Here is a 16,803-nt window from a genome sequence, read left to right on the forward strand (position 1 = left end):
GCCCATCGCTCTTGAAGCGACTTAATTATTATAACACCTCAGTGTCAGTATCGTCAATAACTTTTTAAAATTTCTTTTTCAAGAATTCGTTTCGTCATCAGCGACGTATATTAGAATACCACCCATGATCCAACATGTCAACAATAATCGACAAATTAAATGATGAAGCGTTTAATGACTATCAAAGCCGCAATGCCGGGAATTCCCAGAATCCCGCTGATGCCCGTTGTAATCAGGTTAACAGGGATATGAATACCGAGACTACCGCCGAACAAGTTCACACCCACCAACAGAATCGCGCCGGCAATAAACTTAATGGCAGTCACACCAATCCACCTTAACGGTTTTGAAGATACTCCCCATAAAAAAAGCAAAGCAACCAGACCGACAATCAAACCGATAATGAAAAAAGGCTCCATGAATCTTCCCCCTCGCTTGTTTAGTACAAGCTTATGAGAAGATTCCGGAGAATAGACCTCTTACTTCCATCTGCTCATTTTCAAATTCCGCTGCTTCGCTTCTTTCAAATAAAAAAAGTACTTAGATTCAGCGACTTTCAGCTCAAACAACACTTCAGCGGAGGGCTCTAGACTTTTCTCGACCAGACTCTTCTGTCTGTTCCATTCTTCTTTTTGTTTAAAGAGCTGTTCTATCAGCTTCTCGTCAAACTCTTTTCTTAATGTATTTCTGCGAAGAAAACCCATGCCTTGCCTTTTCCTCCCTTACAATTCACGTCTTCCTTCAAGAGCTTTTGAAAGAGTGACCTCATCAGCATATTCCAAATCACCGCCGACGGGCAGACCGTGGGCAATACGGGAGAGCTTGATGCCTGAGGGCTTTAACAGCCTTGATATATACATCGCTGTTGCTTCCCCTTCAATATTAGGGTTGGTTGCGAGAATAACTTCTGTCACTTGATCATCCTGAAGACGTTTCAGCAGCTCCGGAATCTTAATATCCTCCGGACCGATGCCGTCCATTGGTGAAATCGCGCCGTGAAGAACATGATACTGGCCGTTATATTCCTTCATTTTCTCCATTGCGATCACATCCTTAGGGTCCTGCACGACACAAATAACAGACTTATCCCTTCTTGTGTCCTCACATATATAACAAGGGTCCTGATCTGTAATATGTCCGCAAATCGAGCAATATGTCAGATTCCGCTTCGCATTGACAAGCGCCTTAGCAAAATCCAATACTGTGTCTTCTTTCATACCTAGAACAAAAAAAGCCAGACGAACCGCTGTTTTCGGTCCGATCCCTGGCAATTTCATAAAGCTGTCAATCAGCTTTGATATTGGTTCAGGATACTGCATGTTTATTTATCCCCCTAGAATAAACCCGGTATGTTCATTCCTTTTGTAAATTGTCCCATTGTCTCATTCGTCATGTCATCCACTTTTTTGAGGGCGTCGTTTGTCGCAGCAAGAACCAGGTCCTGAAGCATTTCGATATCTTCCGGATCAACAACTTCTTCTTTAATGGCAACGTCTACAACTTCTTTTTGGCCGTTGACTTTTACAGTCACCATACCGCCGCCCGCTGTGCCTTCAAGCACTTTTTCAGCAAGTTCCTCCTGAGCCTTCGCCATATCCTTTTGCATTTTTTGCATTTGTTTCATCATTTTTTGCATGTTTCCCATTCCGCCACGCATATTCAATCACTCTCTTTCATCTTATTAGTCTTTTATTTCGATTAAATCCGCTCCGACAAGTTTTTTCGCCTCTGCAATCAGCGGATCTTCTTCAGCCGGTTCGTTTGATCCTTCACTTTCCTGCTGGTGATCATTTAAAAATTCTTCTCTTATTTTACCCCATTGTGCTTCCGGAACGCCAATCAAATCCATTCTTTTCCCGAGCATTGATTCGAGAATCTGTTCAAGATTCGTACGGACTCCGTTATTGTCTTCTGCAACCATTTTACAATGGATTTCGTATTTAAATTTAAGCACAAATGCCTTTTGAGCAGCGGCCACCGGTTCACTGTCATTCAAAAGAGCCGCATGAGATACCTTATTCTGCTGTTTCAGGTGTGCCAGCAGCTTGCCCCAGCTGCTTTTAAGCTGTTCAAGATCAGGTCTTGTGGCTTCCTTCAGTATCTCATGAATTCTTCCGACCGGGGCTTTATAATGGCTTTTTCCGCCTTTTTGAGGACGCGGAGCTTCTTTCGGAGCGCTTTCCATCTGAACCTTCACACCGGAGGTTTTCAGCCTTTCTACTTCCTGCTCAAGCTGCTGGATCTTATTCATCAGCATGCCGACCTCAGGGATGTCTCCGGCGGATTGCTGTGCCGTCTGGCATATTTTCACGACAGCCACTTCAAAAAAGATTCTTGGGTGGTTCGTCCACTTCATTTCCTGATGGCTTTTATTCAGGATATCAATCATCTCATATAAAGCGGGGGCCGGTATGTCACCGCTTAGATTCCGAAACGTTTCATCGACCTTCACCTTCTCCAGGACTCCTTCTAAACCGGGAGCGGCCTGGTACAAGAGCATATCCCTGAAATAGAAAATCATATCTTCAATCAGTTTGGCCGCATCTTTCCCCTGCTGGAGCAATTCATTCAGTGTTTCCAATGCCTCGGAAACCTGTTTGCGGTGAAGAGCAGATGCCAGTTTTCCAATATAGTGCTGAGAAACGGCTCCGGTAATGAGCAATGCGTCATCCACCGACAGCTCCTCGCCGCTAAATGATACAGCTTGATCGAGCAGGCTCAGCGCGTCCCTCATTCCTCCGTCCGCAGCACTCGCTATGATATCAAGGGCTCCTTCTTCCACCTTCAGCTGCTCTGCATCGACGATTGTCTTCATTCGTCCGACAATTGCTTTGGATGTAATCCGTTTGAAGTCAAAACGCTGACATCTGGAGATAATGGTTAAAGGAATCTTATGAGGCTCAGTCGTAGCTAATATGAAAATGCAATGTGCCGGCGGTTCTTCCAGCGTTTTCAGAAGCGCATTGAATGCGCCGATAGAGAGCATATGCACCTCATCTATAATATATACCTTGTAAGTAACGGCCGACGGGGCGAATTTTACTTTGTCACGGATGTCGCGGATTTCGTCTACGCCGTTATTCGACGCCGCATCTATTTCAATCACATCTGATATAGAGCCATTTGTGATCCCCTTGCACGCCGCGCACTCATTGCACGGTTCTTCTACAGGGGCGTGCTCACAGTTGACTGCTTTCGCAAATATTTTAGCTGCACTGGTTTTTCCCGTTCCCCGCGGTCCAGAAAACAGATATGCATGAGAAAATTTCTTTTGCAAAAGGGCATTTTGCAGCGTTTTCGTAATGTGTTCCTGTCCGACCACATCTTCAAACTGCTGAGGCCTAAATACTCGATATAAAGCTTGGTAACCCACAGGATGCGCCCTCCTCTGTTATTCATCATGTTTATTATACATGAACGTGCTTTTAACGCCAAAACCCGTTTTTCATATACGAAAAAACTCACCTGCCATAAACAGGTGAGTCTGAAATTTGATGATTGATTTACCGTGCACCTTCTGTCGATTCGCTACCCTAAGCGTTACTTAAGCAGTTAGCTCAGCCCAGGCAACCCTGCGGCACATGAGAGGTTTCACTTAATGCTGCTTCCTTCCGGACCTGACATGGTTCATGAATTCCCATTGCGCAGGACCCAGACGTCAACGCCACTTACTTAAGGCAGACCTTACAGTAAACGAACCTCGAGAAGGGATTCGGCCCCGCTAGAGCGGATTGCGGGTACAGGGCACCGCTACCTCCCCGCTTAGCACGGCAAAATAAATATCAAATTTTGATATGCGCACCATTCATGATGCACACATAAGTATATCTGCTTCAGGCAGAAAATGCAACCGTACTACTCAGACAACTTTTTCCTCATGTCTTTCTTTTGCCGGCGCAGCTTTCTGAAAAAAGCGCTGAGCATTTCTCCGCACTCTTCTCCGAGTACGCCGCTCACCACTTCCGCTTGGTGGTTGAACCGCTCTTCCTGCAAGAGGTTCATCAGCGTTCCTGTACAGCCCCCCTTGGGATCAAATGCGCCGAATACGACCTTATCGACTCTCGAAAGCACGACGGCTCCCGCGCACATCGGACACGGCTCCAAAGTGACATAGAGAACGGCATCCTCAAGTCTCCATGTCCCCAGCTTACGGCACGCTTCGTCTATCGCCAGCATTTCGGCGTGGGCAAGCGACCTCTGTTCAGTCTCCCGCAGATTATGCGCCCGCGCCACGATCTCATCGTGCAGAACAAGAACTGCTCCGATCGGCACTTCACCTTTCTCTTCGGCTTTCTTCGCTTCTTTTATGGCTTCTCTCATATAATATTCATCATTCATCGGTTCGAGCTCTCTTCTTAAGTTTTTTCATGTCTCATAAAGGTTAAAATAGGAATACCCCAGCAGAAAGGAGTTGCCGGTATTGTCTGAACCTAACAACACAGCCCTTCTGATTGTCGATATGATCAACAATTTTCAATTTGATATGGGCGAACGTCTTGCTGAAAAAACCAAACAAATTGTCCCCCGTATTTTATCATTAAAGAAGCATGCAAAACAAAGCAACTGGCCGATTATTTATATTAATGATCATTACGGGCTCTGGAAGGCTGATATTGATGCTATCAGGGAGGAATGCAGCAACGACAGAAGCGCCTCCATTATAAAAGATATTTCGCCTCAGCCGGATGATTATTTTCTCATTAAACCGAAGCATTCCGCTTTTTACGAAACGGCGCTTCACACCCTTCTGACCGAATTACAAGTGAACCGATTAATCATCACGGGGATTGCCGGGAACATTTGTGTGCTGTTCACGGCCAACGACGCTTATATGAGAGAATACAGCATTGCCATTCCGAAAGACTGCACCGCTTCCAATAACGACGAAGACAATGATTTCGCTTTGACCATGATGGAGAATGTTCTCTTCGCAGAAATAACCACGGAAAAACAAATTACCGCCGAAAAATAAACATGATCAGCCTCCTTTTTTCATATATTTGATAGCGGATATGAAAGGAGGCGTTTTTCATTCAGATCTATATAGTGAAACGGGGCGACACGCTTTCCGCTATTGCGGCGCGCTACCGGACAGCCGCAAATGTCATTGCGGAAGCAAATAAACTGCCTAATCCCAATACATTGGTTGTCGGACAAACCCTTGTCATCCCGATTGAGGGTCAATATTACGAAGTAAAACAAGGTGATACTCTCGCGTCAATCGCCGGCCGTTTTCATATATCGGCCGCGGAGCTTGCGAGGGTTAACGGAATTCAGCCCGGCACCACATTGAGAGTCGGAACCCGCCTTTACATTCCGCAGCAGGCGAATAAGCCCGATATCGAATCAAACGCATATATAGAACCGCGGGGAACGAGCGTAAGCGCTAATCTGCAGCAGGCGGCAAGGGAGGCCTCTCCTTATTTAACATACCTCGGCGCATTCAGTTTTCAAGTGCAGCGGAACGGGACTTTAAAGGAACCGCCTCTGACCAATTTAAAAAGCATCAGTGACAGGCACAACACCACACTGATGATGATCATCACCAACCTTGAAAATGACGCATTCAGCGATGAACTCGGGCGGCTCATCTTGAATGACAATACAGTGAAAACAAAACTCTTTCAGGAAATCGTCTCCACGGCTAAAAAGTACGGCTTTCGCGATATTCACTTTGACTTCGAATATTTACGTCCACAGGACAGGGAAGCTTACAATCGCTTTTTACGTGAAGCGAGAACGATTTTTCATCGGGAAGGCTGGAAGATTTCAACGGCGCTTGCTCCGAAAACGAGCGCGACTCAGGCCGGCAAATGGTACGAAGCACATGACTATAGGGCACATGGAGAAATCGTCGATTTTGTCGTGATTATGACATATGAGTGGGGGTACAGCGGAGGCCCGGCTCAGGCCGTATCACCTATCGGCCCTGTAAGAAATGTCATCGAGTACGCGCTGACGGAAATGCCTTCTTCAAAAATCGTCATGGGCCAGAATATGTACGGCTATGATTGGACACTGCCTTTTAAACAGGGAACGACAGCGAAAGCCGTCAGTCCTCAGCAGGCAATCGCTCTGGCCGCACGCTATAAAGTCGACATTCAATATGACGAAACCGCCCAGGCTCCCTTCTTCCGATACACGGATGCAAATCAGAGACGGCATGAAGTATGGTTTGAAGACGCACGATCCATTCAAGCGAAATTCAATTTAATTAAAGAACTTCATTTAAGAGGAATCAGCTATTGGAAACTCGGCCTTTCTTTCCCGCAAAACTGGCTTTTGCTCGGCGATCAATTTCATATTGTAAAAGAGACGTTTCGTTAATTGGAAGCGTCTTTTTTCATGGGCTTTTCTGTGAGTGTGATACAATATAAAGGCCGGCAGCTGACGGATGTTTGCAGAATTAAGGAGGATTTTCAATGAACAGAGCCCCTTTTATCGCGGTAGAAGGTCCTATCGGGGCAGGAAAAACGACACTCGCTACGATGCTTTCTGAAGAGCTCGGTTTTCCTATGATTAATGAGATTGTGGAAGACAACCCTTATCTCGATAAGTTTTATGACAATATCGAGGAGTGGAGTTTCCAGCTTGAAATGTTTTTTCTATGTCACAGGTATAAACAGCTTGAAGACACCGATCGAGATTATTTAAAACAAGGACAGCCCGTTTTGTCCGATTATCATATTTATAAAAATGTTATTTTCGCAGAGCGTACATTGCACGGCCAAAAGCTTGAGAAGTATAAGCAGATCTATCATCTGCTCACTCACGACCTGCCGAAGCCGAATATCATTGTATACATAAAGGCAAGCCTGCCGACATTGCTTCAACGCATTGAAAAACGCGGGCGCCCGTTTGAGAAAAATATCGAACATCAATATCTGGAACATCTCATTGCAGATTACGACACAGCCATCAGACAGCTTCAAGAAGAAGATCCGGATATATCTGTACTGACCATTGACGGTGATACTGAAGACTTTGTTTTGAATAAGACAGACTATGAAAGAATTGCCCGTCAGGTAAAGGAGCTAATTAAATGAAAGACATTCATATTCCAAACAATGCCATTATAACAGTAGCAGGAACGGTAGGAGTCGGAAAATCGACTTTGACCAAAGCTTTAGCAAAACGGCTCGGGTTTCATACCTCACTTGAGGAAGTGGATGAAAACCCTTATTTAGAGAAGTTTTATCACGATTTTGAACGCTGGAGCTTCCATTTGCAAATTTATTTTCTGGCTGAGCGGTTCAAAGAGCAGAAAAACATGTTTGAATCAGGCGGCGGATTCGTGCAGGACCGTTCGATTTATGAAGATACAGGCATATTCGCAAAAATGCATGCGGATAAAGGAACCATGTCGCTGACAGATTACACAACATACACAAGCCTATTTGAGGCGATGGTCATGACGCCGTATTTCCCGCATCCTGATGTTTTGATCTACTTAGAAGGCGACCTTGAATACATTATAAGCCGGATTGAAAAGCGGGGCCGCGAGATGGAGCTGCAGACAAACCGCTCTTATTGGGAAGAGATGTATACACGGTACGAAGACTGGATCAGCGGTTTTAACGCCTGCCCTGTGCTGAAAGTACGCATTGAAGATTATGACCTTGAAGCTGATGAACAGTCACTGGAACCTTTGATCGAAAAAATCAGTCACGTGATCAACGAAAACAGAAACAAATAAAAATAGCAAAGCGATTTTCCCCGAACAGAGAAAATCGCTTTTTTTGCATATAAAAAATCCGCTGCATCACATGCAGCGGACAAAACAATCTCCAATATATGCTCGAGTTTCATTAGGTTTAAAATCAATATGGCGGAGGAAGAGGGATTCGAACCCCCGCGGGCTTTGACACCCCTGTCGGTTTTCAAGACCGATCCCTTCAGCCAGACTTGGGTATTCCTCCGTATCGACATTTAATAATATACCACATGACCCAAATTTCAGTCAAGCGCTTTTTCATATTTTTTATTTCATTTCTTAAACAGCTTTTCCGTCAGCTTTACTATCATACAAAAGTCTTGCGTCCAATTCAACCTCAGTATGCCATACGGGCAGGAAAACACAGTATAAATCAAGAATAGATTCAAACAGATAACCTGCTCATAAAGGTGGAGAACATAGTGAAAATCATCATTGCACCCGATTCTTTCAAAGAAAGCATGACATCAAAAGAAGCAGCTGACAGCATAGAAAAAGGATTCAAAGCGGTCTTCCCTGACGCGGAATATACCAAGATACCCGCAGCCGACGGCGGAGAAGGAACCGTTCAGGCTTTGACGGATGCCACTGGCGGAAGCATCATCAAAAAAACTGTGACCGGTCCGCTGGGAACGCCGGTAAACGCCGTATATGGACTTCTGGGAGACGGACGCACGGCAGTCATTGAAATGGCGGAAGCATCGGGTCTCCATCTCGTTCCCCGCCACCTCAGAGATCCGTTGAACACAACGACAAGAGGAACGGGTGAACTAATAGCAGATGCAGCCTCCCGCGGGGCGAGTGAGATCATCATCGGGCTTGGCGGGAGTGCAACCAATGACGGCGGAACAGGAATGGCGAGCGCGCTCGGTGTGCGTTTCTTAAATGAGGAAGGTCAGGAGATACCTGACGGCGGAGGCGCTCTGCACACCCTAGCTTCTATTGATATAAGCGGGCTCTCCCCTGATCTGAAACATATCCGTTTTCGTGCCGCATGTGATGTCGAAAATCCCCTGACCGGTGAAAACGGCGCGTCATATGTCTTCGGCCCGCAAAAAGGGGCGTCCGAGAAGACTAAAGTTGTATTGGATCGCAATTTACGCCATTTCGCTGACGTATTGAGACGTCAGCACGATATCGAAGCGGATACCGTAAAAGGCGCAGGCGCCGCAGGTGGGCTGGGCGCTGGACTGATCGCTTTCTTACAGGCAGAACTTCAAAGCGGGATTGACGTTGTATTAGATACACTGTCCTTCTCAGATCAGATAAGAGATGCTGACCTTGTCATTACCGGAGAGGGCCAGATTGACGGACAAACGATATTCGGCAAAACCCCCGCCGGGATCGCCGCACGCGCAGCCGCTCAAGAAATTCCCGTTATCGCATTGGCGGGCTCCTTAGGCAAAAATTTTGAGCATGTTTACAGCGCAGGAATAACAGCTGTATTTTCTATCGTGCCCGGCGCTGTAAGTCTTGAAGACGCCTTAGCATCCGGCCGTTTTAACCTTGAAAGCACAGCTCGGAATGCCGCCGCTCTATACCGGGCAGCAAAAAAGGCGCGCCTCTAGGGCGCACCTTTTTATGGTTTGATGACTTCTTTATTTCCCATATAAGGACGAAGCACTTTAGGAATGATGACACTTCCGTCTTCCTGCTGGTAGTTTTCCAAGATGGCAGCTACTGTTCGGCCGACTGCAAGACCTGAACCGTTTAATGTATGCACATGCTCCGGCTTGCCTTTCGCTTCGCGTCTGAAACGAATGTTCGCACGCCTTGCCTGGAAGGCTTCAAAGTTGCTGCAAGAAGAAATTTCACGATATGTGTCTTGGCTTGGAATCCAAACCTCAATATCGTACTTTTTCGCAGCTGTAAAGCCGAGATCACCGGTACACATGCTCATGACGCGATACGGCAGTTCAAGCAGCTGAAGCACCCGCTCAGCTTGATTTGTCAGTTTTTCAAGCTCCTCATAAGAATCTTCCGGCTTCACGAACTTTACAAGCTCAACCTTGTTGAACTGATGCTGACGGATCAAACCGCGTGTATCACGGCCGGCGGATCCCGCTTCTGAACGGAAGCAGGCGCTGAACGCGGCATAATTGATCGGCAGGTTCTCACCGGATAAGATTTCATCGCGGTGCATATTTGTAATCGGCACTTCCGCCGTCGGAATTAAGAAATAATCCTCTTCTCTGATTTTAAAAGCATCCTCTTCAAATTTAGGAAGCTGTCCCGTACCTGTCATGCTCGTACGGTTTACCATATAAGGAGGAATGACTTCCGTGTAATCATATTCATCAACGTGAAGATCCAGCATAAAGTTGTAGAGCGCGCGTTCGAGGCGTGCGCCTAATCCTTTATAAAACACAAACCGGCTTCCTGTTACTTTTGAAGCGCGTTCGAAATCAAGAATGTTTAAGCGGTCTGCGATATCCCAATGCGGTTTCGGCTCATATGAAAATGCCGGCGCCTCTCCCCACTTGCGAATTTCAATGTTATCATCTTCCGTTTCTCCGACGGGCACTGAATCGTGCGGGATGTTCGGAATAGACAGAAGGATGGTTTCGAGCGTCGTTTCGACAGTACGAAGCTCTTCATCAAGCTTCTTAATTTCTTCGCCTACTTCACGCATCTCTTTAATAATATGATCAGCGTCTTTTTTCTCCCGTTTCAAAACGGCGACCTGCTGAGACACTTCATTGCGTTTTCCCTTCAGTTCTTCTACTTTACCGATAAGCTCTCTTCTCTTTTCATCCAGCTCTTCAAACTTGTCAAAGTCAGATAAGTCTTCGCCTTTTGGAATGAGCTTCGCTTTTACCTCTTGAAAATTGGCTCTCAGCACCTTCGTATCAATCATGCCTAACAACTCCTATCTGTTTTTATCGAAAATAAAAAAGAGCCCTCATCCCCTAAAAGGGACGAGAGCTCTCGCGTTGCCACCCTGATTGAAAACAAGCTCACACTTGCTTCCCGCTTTAACACATAACGGTTTTCCCGTAAATGCCTACTTGTTTTCAGCATTTCGCTCAAGGACGGATTCGGACAGCATCTTTCACCGATTCGCACCACCCATCGGCTCTCTTTGAAAGAGGGGCTCCCTACTGCTTCCTGTCAACGCTTTTCGATCTTTATTTGTGATTATAATGTACTATAAGTATCAGCGGTTTTCAACTGTTTTATACAGCTGTTTCCTGCTTATGCTTTTCCGCCATCTTCACAAACAGCTCTGTCACCCGGTGATCATCCGTCAGTTCAGGATGGAACGAGCAGCCGAGGAAATTTCCCTGCTTTGCAGCCACGATGCGTCCGTTATGCTCACAAAGCACTTCAACATCTTCTCCGGCTTCTAAAATATGCGGTGCGCGAATAAATACACCCGTAAACGGCTCATCAAGGCCTTTAATCGTCAGATCAGCTTCAAAGCTGTCGACCTGACGGCCAAAGGAATTACGCTCGACAACAACGTTCAACAGCCCTAAATGAGCATTATCCGTTCCCGCTATCTCTTTGGCTAAGATAATCAGACCGGCGCATGTGCCGAACATCGGCTTGCCTTGGGCGGCAAACTCGCGAAGCGGCTCCATAAAATGATACGTATCCATTAAACGCCGCATTGTCGTGCTTTCCCCTCCCGGCAGGATTAAGCCGTCGATGTCATTCAGCTGTTCAGGACGCTTAATGACGACACCTTTTGAACCACATGCTTCAATTGAACGAATATGTTCTCTTACTGCTCCTTGAAGTCCAAGTACACCAATTGTTAACATGCTTCCAGCTCTCCTATGGTTTTACCAGCCGCGTTCTTGCATACGCTGTTCCGGCAATAGATTTGAGATTTCGATTCCTTTCATTGCTGTGCCTAATTCTTTAGAAAGCTCAGCGATCAGTTTGTAGTCTGTGTAATGAGTCGTTGCTTCAACAATTGCTTTGGCGAATTTAGCAGGGTTGTCTGATTTGAAAATACCTGAACCGACAAATACGCCGTCAGCGCCAAGCTGCATCATCAATGCCGCGTCAGCAGGCGTCGCTACTCCGCCGGCAGCAAAGTTCACTACAGGCAGTTTGCCGTCACGTTTGATTTGAAGAAGCAGTTCATAAGGAGCGCCGAGGTTTTTAGCTTCAGTCATCAGCTCATCATCGCTCATCGCAACAACTTTGCGCACTTGCGCGTTTACTTTTCTCATATGGCGGACAGCTTCCACAATGTTTCCTGTTCCCGGTTCGCCTTTTGTACGAAGCATGGAAGCTCCTTCGGCGATACGTCGAGTTGCTTCGCCGAGATCACGGCAGCCGCATACGAACGGGACTGTATATTCATTTTTATTTAAATGAAATTCTTCGTCAGCCGGAGTCAGAACTTCACTTTCATCGATGTAATCTACCCCCATTGCTTCAAGGACACGCGCTTCAACGATATGTCCGATACGCGCTTTTGCCATTACGGGAATGGATACAGCATTCATTACTTCTTCAACGATTGTCGGATCAGCCATGCGGGCAACACCGCCGGCAGCGCGAATATCAGCCGGAACGCGTTCTAACGCCATTACGGCAACAGCTCCCGCCTCTTCCGCAATCTTCGCTTGTTCAGCATTTACAACGTCCATGATGACGCCGCCTTTTTGCATTTCCGCCATGCCGCGTTTTACACGATCAGTACCTGTTTGAGCCATTATTTGGTCCCCCTAGTCAATGTATAGTTAGATAATGTCTATCTCTTATTGTATCCCAGAAATACAATATTTCATATGGGTATTCTTATTTTACAGCGAGATGAATAAGATAGATATCATTTTTTTACTAATAATTTGGTTTTTTCAGTATATTAAGCAAAAGAGCCCTAACTTTCATCAGAGCTCTTTCTTATTTCTTAAAACCAGCCTGTTACCGTGTCAACGGCGCTGTTCCAGATACCGGAGAAGAATCCGCCGATGCCGCGCATCATCTGAACAAACCAGTTTGCTTTATCTACATCATTTTTCGTTACAAGATTCACGCTGAACTCTTTGGATTTGAGGAATCCGTAGTCTTTGTCACTGCCTTTGTATGTAACTGTCAGCGTTCCGACTTTCGTTCCCTTTTTCACAGGAGCCGTGATTTCTTTTTTATCTATATTCACTTCGGCTTTATAGTTCTTTTCATCTCCGCTTTTCACAGGAATAGAAAGCGCCTTGTCAGTAACAATATCAACTTGCTTGTCTTTCCCTTTTTCAACGTCAACCGTTTTGTGCCCTTTTACTTGAGAGCCTTCAGGGTAAAGATCTTTCATTGAGAAATTGCTGTTAAATGCGTAATCGAGCATTTTTTTCGTTTCATCAAAACGTCCGGTATGCAGGTTGCCTTTTGCGTTTAATACAACGGTGATGACCCGCATTCCGTTCCGCTGTGCTGTGCTTGTAAAACAAGATCCCGCAGAATCAGTAGAACCCGTTTTTAAGCCGTCAACGCCAGGGTATTCAGAAACAAGACCTTTTAACATGAAGTTCCAGTTCGGCATGTCCATTTCATCATCAGTGCCGGCTCTGAATTTCGTTTTAGCGATGCTTGTTGTTTTGAGAACTTCCGGATAATCAGTGATCAGGCGGTCTGCAAGAAGCGCCATGTCTTTAGCAGAAACTTCACTCTCTTCTTTAACGCCTTCTCCTTGCGGCTGCTTGCCGTGAAGGTCTTCATTCACAAGCCCTGTGGCATTTTTAAAATCATAGTTTGTCATGCCTAATTCTTTGGCTTTCGCATTCATTTCATCGACAAATTTCGTTTCAGTTCCGGCAAGAATTTCGGCAACTGCAATCGCGGCTCCGTTAGCAGAGTAAATCGCCATAGCCTGATACAGTTCTTTAACCGTGTATTTGCCGTCTTTTCGAAGGGGGACGTTTGATAAACTGTTGTCTTGAGAAATTTCATAGACATAATCATCAGGAGTATACGTTTGGTCCCATTTCACTTTTCCTTCTTTAATGGCTTCCAGAAGCAGATATTCAGTCATCATTTTTGTCATGCTGGCAATCGGCAGTCTTTTGTCTGCATTTTTACTGTATAAAATTTTTCCCGATGAAGCCTCAATCATTATCGCAGCTGATGCGTTGACATCAATCGGGTCATTGCCGGCTGCCTCCGCTTTAGACATCGGAACAAAGCAAGTTGCGGCCAGTGCCAGTACCACTAATGACACCAACAGCTGTTTCCATTTCGTGATGTTCAATCTTACGACCTCCGTCATTCATTTTAAATCTATAATTAAGCCGTTAAGGACATATTCAAATTCAACACACAACAGTATAAATTTTATCACACTCGATATAAAAAAAATAGACAGAGTCAGCGACCCTGTCAAATGTTTTTTATTTGTAACAATTATGAGATTGTGTAGTTTGGTGATTCCTTCGTAATTTGGACATCATGCGGATGACTTTCACGAAGACCGGCACCTGTCATACGGATGAATTGAGCCTCTTCTCTTAAAGCGCGCAAGTCTTTTGAACCGCAATATCCCATACCTGAACGAAGACCGCCGACAAGCTGATACACTGTTTCTTCTACAGGACCTTTGTACGGAGTCCGTCCTTCGATACCTTCAGGGACGAATTTCTTATTTTCTTCTTGGAAATATCGGTCTTTACTGCCTTTTTCCATAGCAGCGACAGAACCCATACCGCGATATACTTTAAATCTTCTGCCCTGATAGATTTCAGTCTCTCCCGGGCTTTCTGAAGTACCGGCAAGCAGGCTTCCGAGCATTACGGCATGTCCGCCTGAAGCCAACGCTTTCGTAATATCTCCGGAGAATTTAATACCGCCGTCTGCGATGATTGTCGCGCCGTGTTTTCTCGCTTCAGTGGCACAATCATAAATGGCAGTGATCTGCGGTACGCCTACACCTGCAACGACGCGTGTCGTACAGATAGAACCAGGCCCGATTCCCACTTTGACAATATTTGCTCCGGCTTCAATCAGAGCTTTTGTCGCTTCAGCCGTTGCAACATTTCCTGCGATAATGTTCAGTTCAGGATATGTTTCACGGATTTTCGCAACTGTGTTCAGTACGCCTCTGGAATGTCCGTGAGCCGTATCAACCACGATAACGTCGACATTCGCTTCAACAAGCTTGCTGACGCGTGTCATTGTATCGCCTGTCACGCCTACCGCAGCGCCGACAATAAGGCGTCCGTGTTCATCTTTAGATGAATTCGGGAATTCGATAACCTTTTCAATATCTTTGATCGTGATAAGACCTTTTAATTTGTTTTGGTCATCCACTAATGGAAGTTTTTCAATTTTATGTTTCTGTAAGATTTTTTCTGCTTCGTCTAATGTGGTTCCCACAGGAGCCGTAACCAGCTCTTCTTTTGTCATGACATCACTGATTTTCATTGAATAATCAGAGATAAAGCGAAGATCACGGTTTGTAATGATACCGACAAGCTTTTGATCGTCTTTATTATCTACGATCGGAACACCGGAAATTCTGTATTTCCCCATCAAATGCTCCGCATCGAATACTTGATGATCAGGTGTTAAAAAGAAGGGATTTGTAATAACGCCCCGTTCAGAACGTTTGACTTTGTCAACATGTTCAGCCTGCTGTTCGATGGACATGTTCTTATGGATAATGCCTAAGCCGCCCTGTCTGGCCATCGCAATCGCCATAGCTGATTCTGTTACTGTATCCATTCCCGCACTGATGACAGGAATATTAAGCTTTAACGTTTTTGTCAGTTCAACAGATAAATCCACATCACGCGGAAGTACGTCTGATTGAGCCGGTACGAGCAGTACATCATCGAACGTTAAGCCTTCTTTTGAAAATTTACTTTCCCACATTAGTAAATCCCCCTCTTTTCGGCAAAATATTATATGTAGATTATCAACTAGAAAACAGCATGTCAAGGAAGCGAAAAAGAGTTGAAATATTTAGATAAAGGAAAGGGTTTAAAAATACATATGAGAGATCATGAGTGGAAAGAGTTATCATTATTTTATTCCGTAGAATCTTCCCAAAAATTTCTAAGCAAAGTCTATACAGAAAGCGGCATGGAAGAACCAAAACGATATGCGTTTAAGAACAGTGAGCGCTTCATATTCTTTATCAAACACGCCGAGTCCTTCTATAAGCAGGCATCTCTTTCACCTTTAGAAATTAAGCCTATTCTGTTGTTTTACGGGATGTCACAATTGCTGAAAGCCTGCCTTCTGACCACAGATCCAAGCTATCCAAGCCACGCTTCAGTACTCGCACATGGCGTGACTGCCCGGAAACGCAAAAAGCAAAATTACTCCTTTAGGGATGATGAAGTGAAGGTGCAGCGCAATGGCTTATGTATTCATGTAATGAAGCACTTATTCGGAATAGCTGGTCTTGAGGAAGAACGGTACACAATGAAGAAATTGCTGACAGCCATACCTGAATTGCATACTGTCTTTTACTTCCAAGAGAAAAAGAATTGGCTGACCCAAGTAGAGCTGAAAGATGACCTTATTTCAGTGCCTGAGCATGCGGTCATTCATTACAATATGTCTGATTCCCGCTTTGCTGAATATATCAGCCATCATTTGAAATGGTCTTTTCTGAGGAAAGACCATAACCACTTGGTTTTTGAGGCTGACCCGATAGACAGAGAACCTTGGTCTTCTCCAAATTTATTGTTTCACTTGGAGAAAAATCAATATTACATTCCCTCTCAGCGTGATCACTTCCTGCATCTTCCGGAAATGATTATTCATTATTTGGTCCTCTACAATATCGGGATGATTGCAAGATATGAAACGGAGTGGTGGTATGAACTGCTGACACAGCATGTCAGTGATGATTATGTGATGATCCGACGCTTCTTAGAGGTAACGGAACGCAAATTTCCGTATTACGTTTCTAATTTCCTGAAGCAATACTTATAAATAAAAAGGCAGCTCATGATGAGCTGCCTTTACCGTAATAATAGCTTGGCGGCGTCCTACTCTCACAGGGGGAAACCCCCCGACTACCATCGGCGCTGAAGAGCTTAACTTCCGTGTTCGGCATGGGAACGGGTGTGACCTCTTCGCTATCGCCACCAAACCATTGAGAGTGTTCTCTCAAAACTAGATAACAGAAA

17 protein-coding genes, 1 tRNA gene, 1 rRNA gene, 1 other RNA gene and 1 other annotated feature are annotated in these 16,803 nt (G+C 45.2%); of the genes, 6 read left to right on the forward strand and 14 right to left on the reverse strand.

Annotated elements, in window-relative coordinates; all coding sequences use genetic code 11:
- Positions 1-155: 155 nt before the first annotated feature.
- The 7 genes from D368_RS00015 to tadA form a co-directional block, all read right to left on the reverse strand.
- Positions 156-419: a pro-sigmaK processing inhibitor BofA family protein gene (locus D368_RS00015; RefSeq protein ID WP_003150686.1), complete on the reverse strand. Its 264-nt coding sequence runs from the start codon at positions 417-419 to the stop codon at positions 156-158.
- 60 nt (positions 420-479) lie between these two features.
- On the reverse strand, positions 480-704 hold the full coding sequence (locus D368_RS00020) for a YaaL family protein (RefSeq protein ID WP_007408755.1): 225 nt from the start codon (positions 702-704) through the stop codon (positions 480-482).
- Between the two features lie 18 nt (positions 705-722).
- Positions 723-1,319, reverse strand: coding sequence for a recombination protein RecR (gene recR / locus D368_RS00025; RefSeq protein WP_003150697.1), 597 nt, complete (start codon positions 1,317-1,319; stop codon positions 723-725).
- A gap of 14 nt (positions 1,320-1,333) precedes the next feature.
- Positions 1,334-1,657 carry a YbaB/EbfC family nucleoid-associated protein gene (locus tag D368_RS00030; RefSeq protein WP_003150700.1) on the reverse strand — a complete coding sequence of 108 codons (324 nt, stop codon included), beginning with the start codon at positions 1,655-1,657 and terminating at the stop codon, positions 1,334-1,336.
- A gap of 24 nt (positions 1,658-1,681) precedes the next feature.
- On the reverse strand, positions 1,682-3,373 hold the full coding sequence (gene dnaX / locus D368_RS00035; RefSeq protein WP_003150701.1) for a DNA polymerase III subunit gamma/tau: 1,692 nt from the start codon (positions 3,371-3,373) through the stop codon (positions 1,682-1,684).
- A gap of 133 nt (positions 3,374-3,506) precedes the next feature.
- Positions 3,507-3,771: signal recognition particle sRNA large type (ffs, locus tag D368_RS00040), an RNA gene on the reverse strand.
- Between the two features lie 84 nt (positions 3,772-3,855).
- Positions 3,856-4,338 carry a tRNA adenosine(34) deaminase TadA gene (tadA, locus tag D368_RS00045; RefSeq protein WP_003150702.1) on the reverse strand — a complete coding sequence of 161 codons (483 nt, stop codon included), beginning with the start codon at positions 4,336-4,338 and terminating at the stop codon, positions 3,856-3,858.
- An 82-nt stretch (positions 4,339-4,420) separates the two neighbouring features.
- On the opposite strand from tadA, the gene D368_RS00050 reads away from it, so the two are divergent.
- From D368_RS00050 to dck, 4 genes are all read left to right on the forward strand, one after another.
- Positions 4,421-4,972: a cysteine hydrolase family protein gene (locus D368_RS00050; RefSeq protein WP_014304186.1), complete on the forward strand. Its 552-nt coding sequence runs from the start codon at positions 4,421-4,423 to the stop codon at positions 4,970-4,972.
- A 71-nt stretch (positions 4,973-5,043) separates the two neighbouring features.
- Positions 5,044-6,327 (forward strand): glycoside hydrolase family 18 protein, encoded by a 1,284-nt coding sequence (locus tag D368_RS00055; protein ID WP_032865795.1) that lies wholly within the window; start codon positions 5,044-5,046, stop codon positions 6,325-6,327.
- 95 nt (positions 6,328-6,422) lie between these two features.
- On the forward strand, positions 6,423-7,046 hold the full coding sequence (gene dgk / locus D368_RS00060) for a deoxyguanosine kinase (RefSeq protein ID WP_003150705.1): 624 nt from the start codon (positions 6,423-6,425) through the stop codon (positions 7,044-7,046).
- Positions 7,043-7,696 (forward strand): deoxyadenosine/deoxycytidine kinase, encoded by a 654-nt coding sequence (gene dck, locus D368_RS00065; RefSeq protein ID WP_015388792.1) that lies wholly within the window; start codon positions 7,043-7,045, stop codon positions 7,694-7,696. Before dgk ends, dck begins: the two co-directional genes overlap by 4 nt.
- 130 nt (positions 7,697-7,826) lie before the next feature.
- Here the strand turns inward: dck and D368_RS00070 are convergent.
- Positions 7,827-7,919 (reverse strand) — tRNA-Ser (locus D368_RS00070).
- Positions 7,920-8,136: 217 nt separating this feature from the next.
- Here D368_RS00070 and D368_RS00075 point away from each other — a divergent pair.
- Complete coding sequence (locus D368_RS00075; protein ID WP_128574451.1) at positions 8,137-9,282, forward strand: glycerate kinase; 1,146 nt, start codon at positions 8,137-8,139, stop codon at positions 9,280-9,282.
- A gap of 11 nt (positions 9,283-9,293) precedes the next feature.
- Here the strand turns inward: D368_RS00075 and serS are convergent, their stop codons facing one another.
- The 5 genes from serS to guaB all read right to left on the reverse strand — a co-directional run bounded on the left by serS (position 9,294) and on the right by guaB (position 15,535).
- Positions 9,294-10,571 (reverse strand): serine--tRNA ligase, encoded by a 1,278-nt coding sequence (gene serS, locus D368_RS00080; RefSeq protein ID WP_003150709.1) that lies wholly within the window; start codon positions 10,569-10,571, stop codon positions 9,294-9,296.
- Between the two features lie 54 nt (positions 10,572-10,625).
- Positions 10,626-10,838, reverse strand: a binding site (T-box leader).
- 52 nt (positions 10,839-10,890) lie between these two features.
- Positions 10,891-11,481 (reverse strand): pyridoxal 5'-phosphate synthase glutaminase subunit PdxT, encoded by a 591-nt coding sequence (gene pdxT / locus D368_RS00085; protein WP_007615126.1) that lies wholly within the window; start codon positions 11,479-11,481, stop codon positions 10,891-10,893.
- A 21-nt stretch (positions 11,482-11,502) separates the two neighbouring features.
- Complete coding sequence (pdxS, locus tag D368_RS00090; RefSeq protein WP_003150714.1) at positions 11,503-12,387, reverse strand: pyridoxal 5'-phosphate synthase lyase subunit PdxS; 885 nt, start codon at positions 12,385-12,387, stop codon at positions 11,503-11,505.
- A 197-nt stretch (positions 12,388-12,584) separates the two neighbouring features.
- Positions 12,585-13,916 carry a D-alanyl-D-alanine carboxypeptidase gene (dacA, locus tag D368_RS00095; protein WP_128574452.1) on the reverse strand — a complete coding sequence of 444 codons (1,332 nt, stop codon included), beginning with the start codon at positions 13,914-13,916 and terminating at the stop codon, positions 12,585-12,587.
- A 152-nt stretch (positions 13,917-14,068) separates the two neighbouring features.
- Positions 14,069-15,535 carry an IMP dehydrogenase gene (gene guaB / locus D368_RS00100; protein WP_003150717.1) on the reverse strand — a complete coding sequence of 489 codons (1,467 nt, stop codon included), beginning with the start codon at positions 15,533-15,535 and terminating at the stop codon, positions 14,069-14,071.
- Positions 15,536-15,655: 120 nt separating this feature from the next.
- Here guaB and D368_RS00105 point away from each other — a divergent pair, with 120 nt between their 5' ends.
- The gene (locus D368_RS00105) at positions 15,656-16,606 is read left to right on the forward strand and encodes a YaaC family protein (RefSeq protein WP_128574453.1); all 951 of its coding nucleotides are present in this window, start codon (positions 15,656-15,658) and stop codon (positions 16,604-16,606) included.
- Between the two features lie 43 nt (positions 16,607-16,649).
- Here D368_RS00105 and rrf read toward each other — a convergent pair.
- Positions 16,650-16,766 (reverse strand): 5S ribosomal RNA (rrf, locus tag D368_RS00110).
- Positions 16,767-16,803 lie beyond the last annotated feature (37 nt).

Origin of the sequence: Paenibacillus lentimorbus NRRL B-30488, assembly GCF_000411595.1 — a bacterium.
In the GTDB taxonomy this organism is placed as follows: domain Bacteria; phylum Bacillota; class Bacilli; order Bacillales; family Bacillaceae; genus Bacillus; species Bacillus velezensis.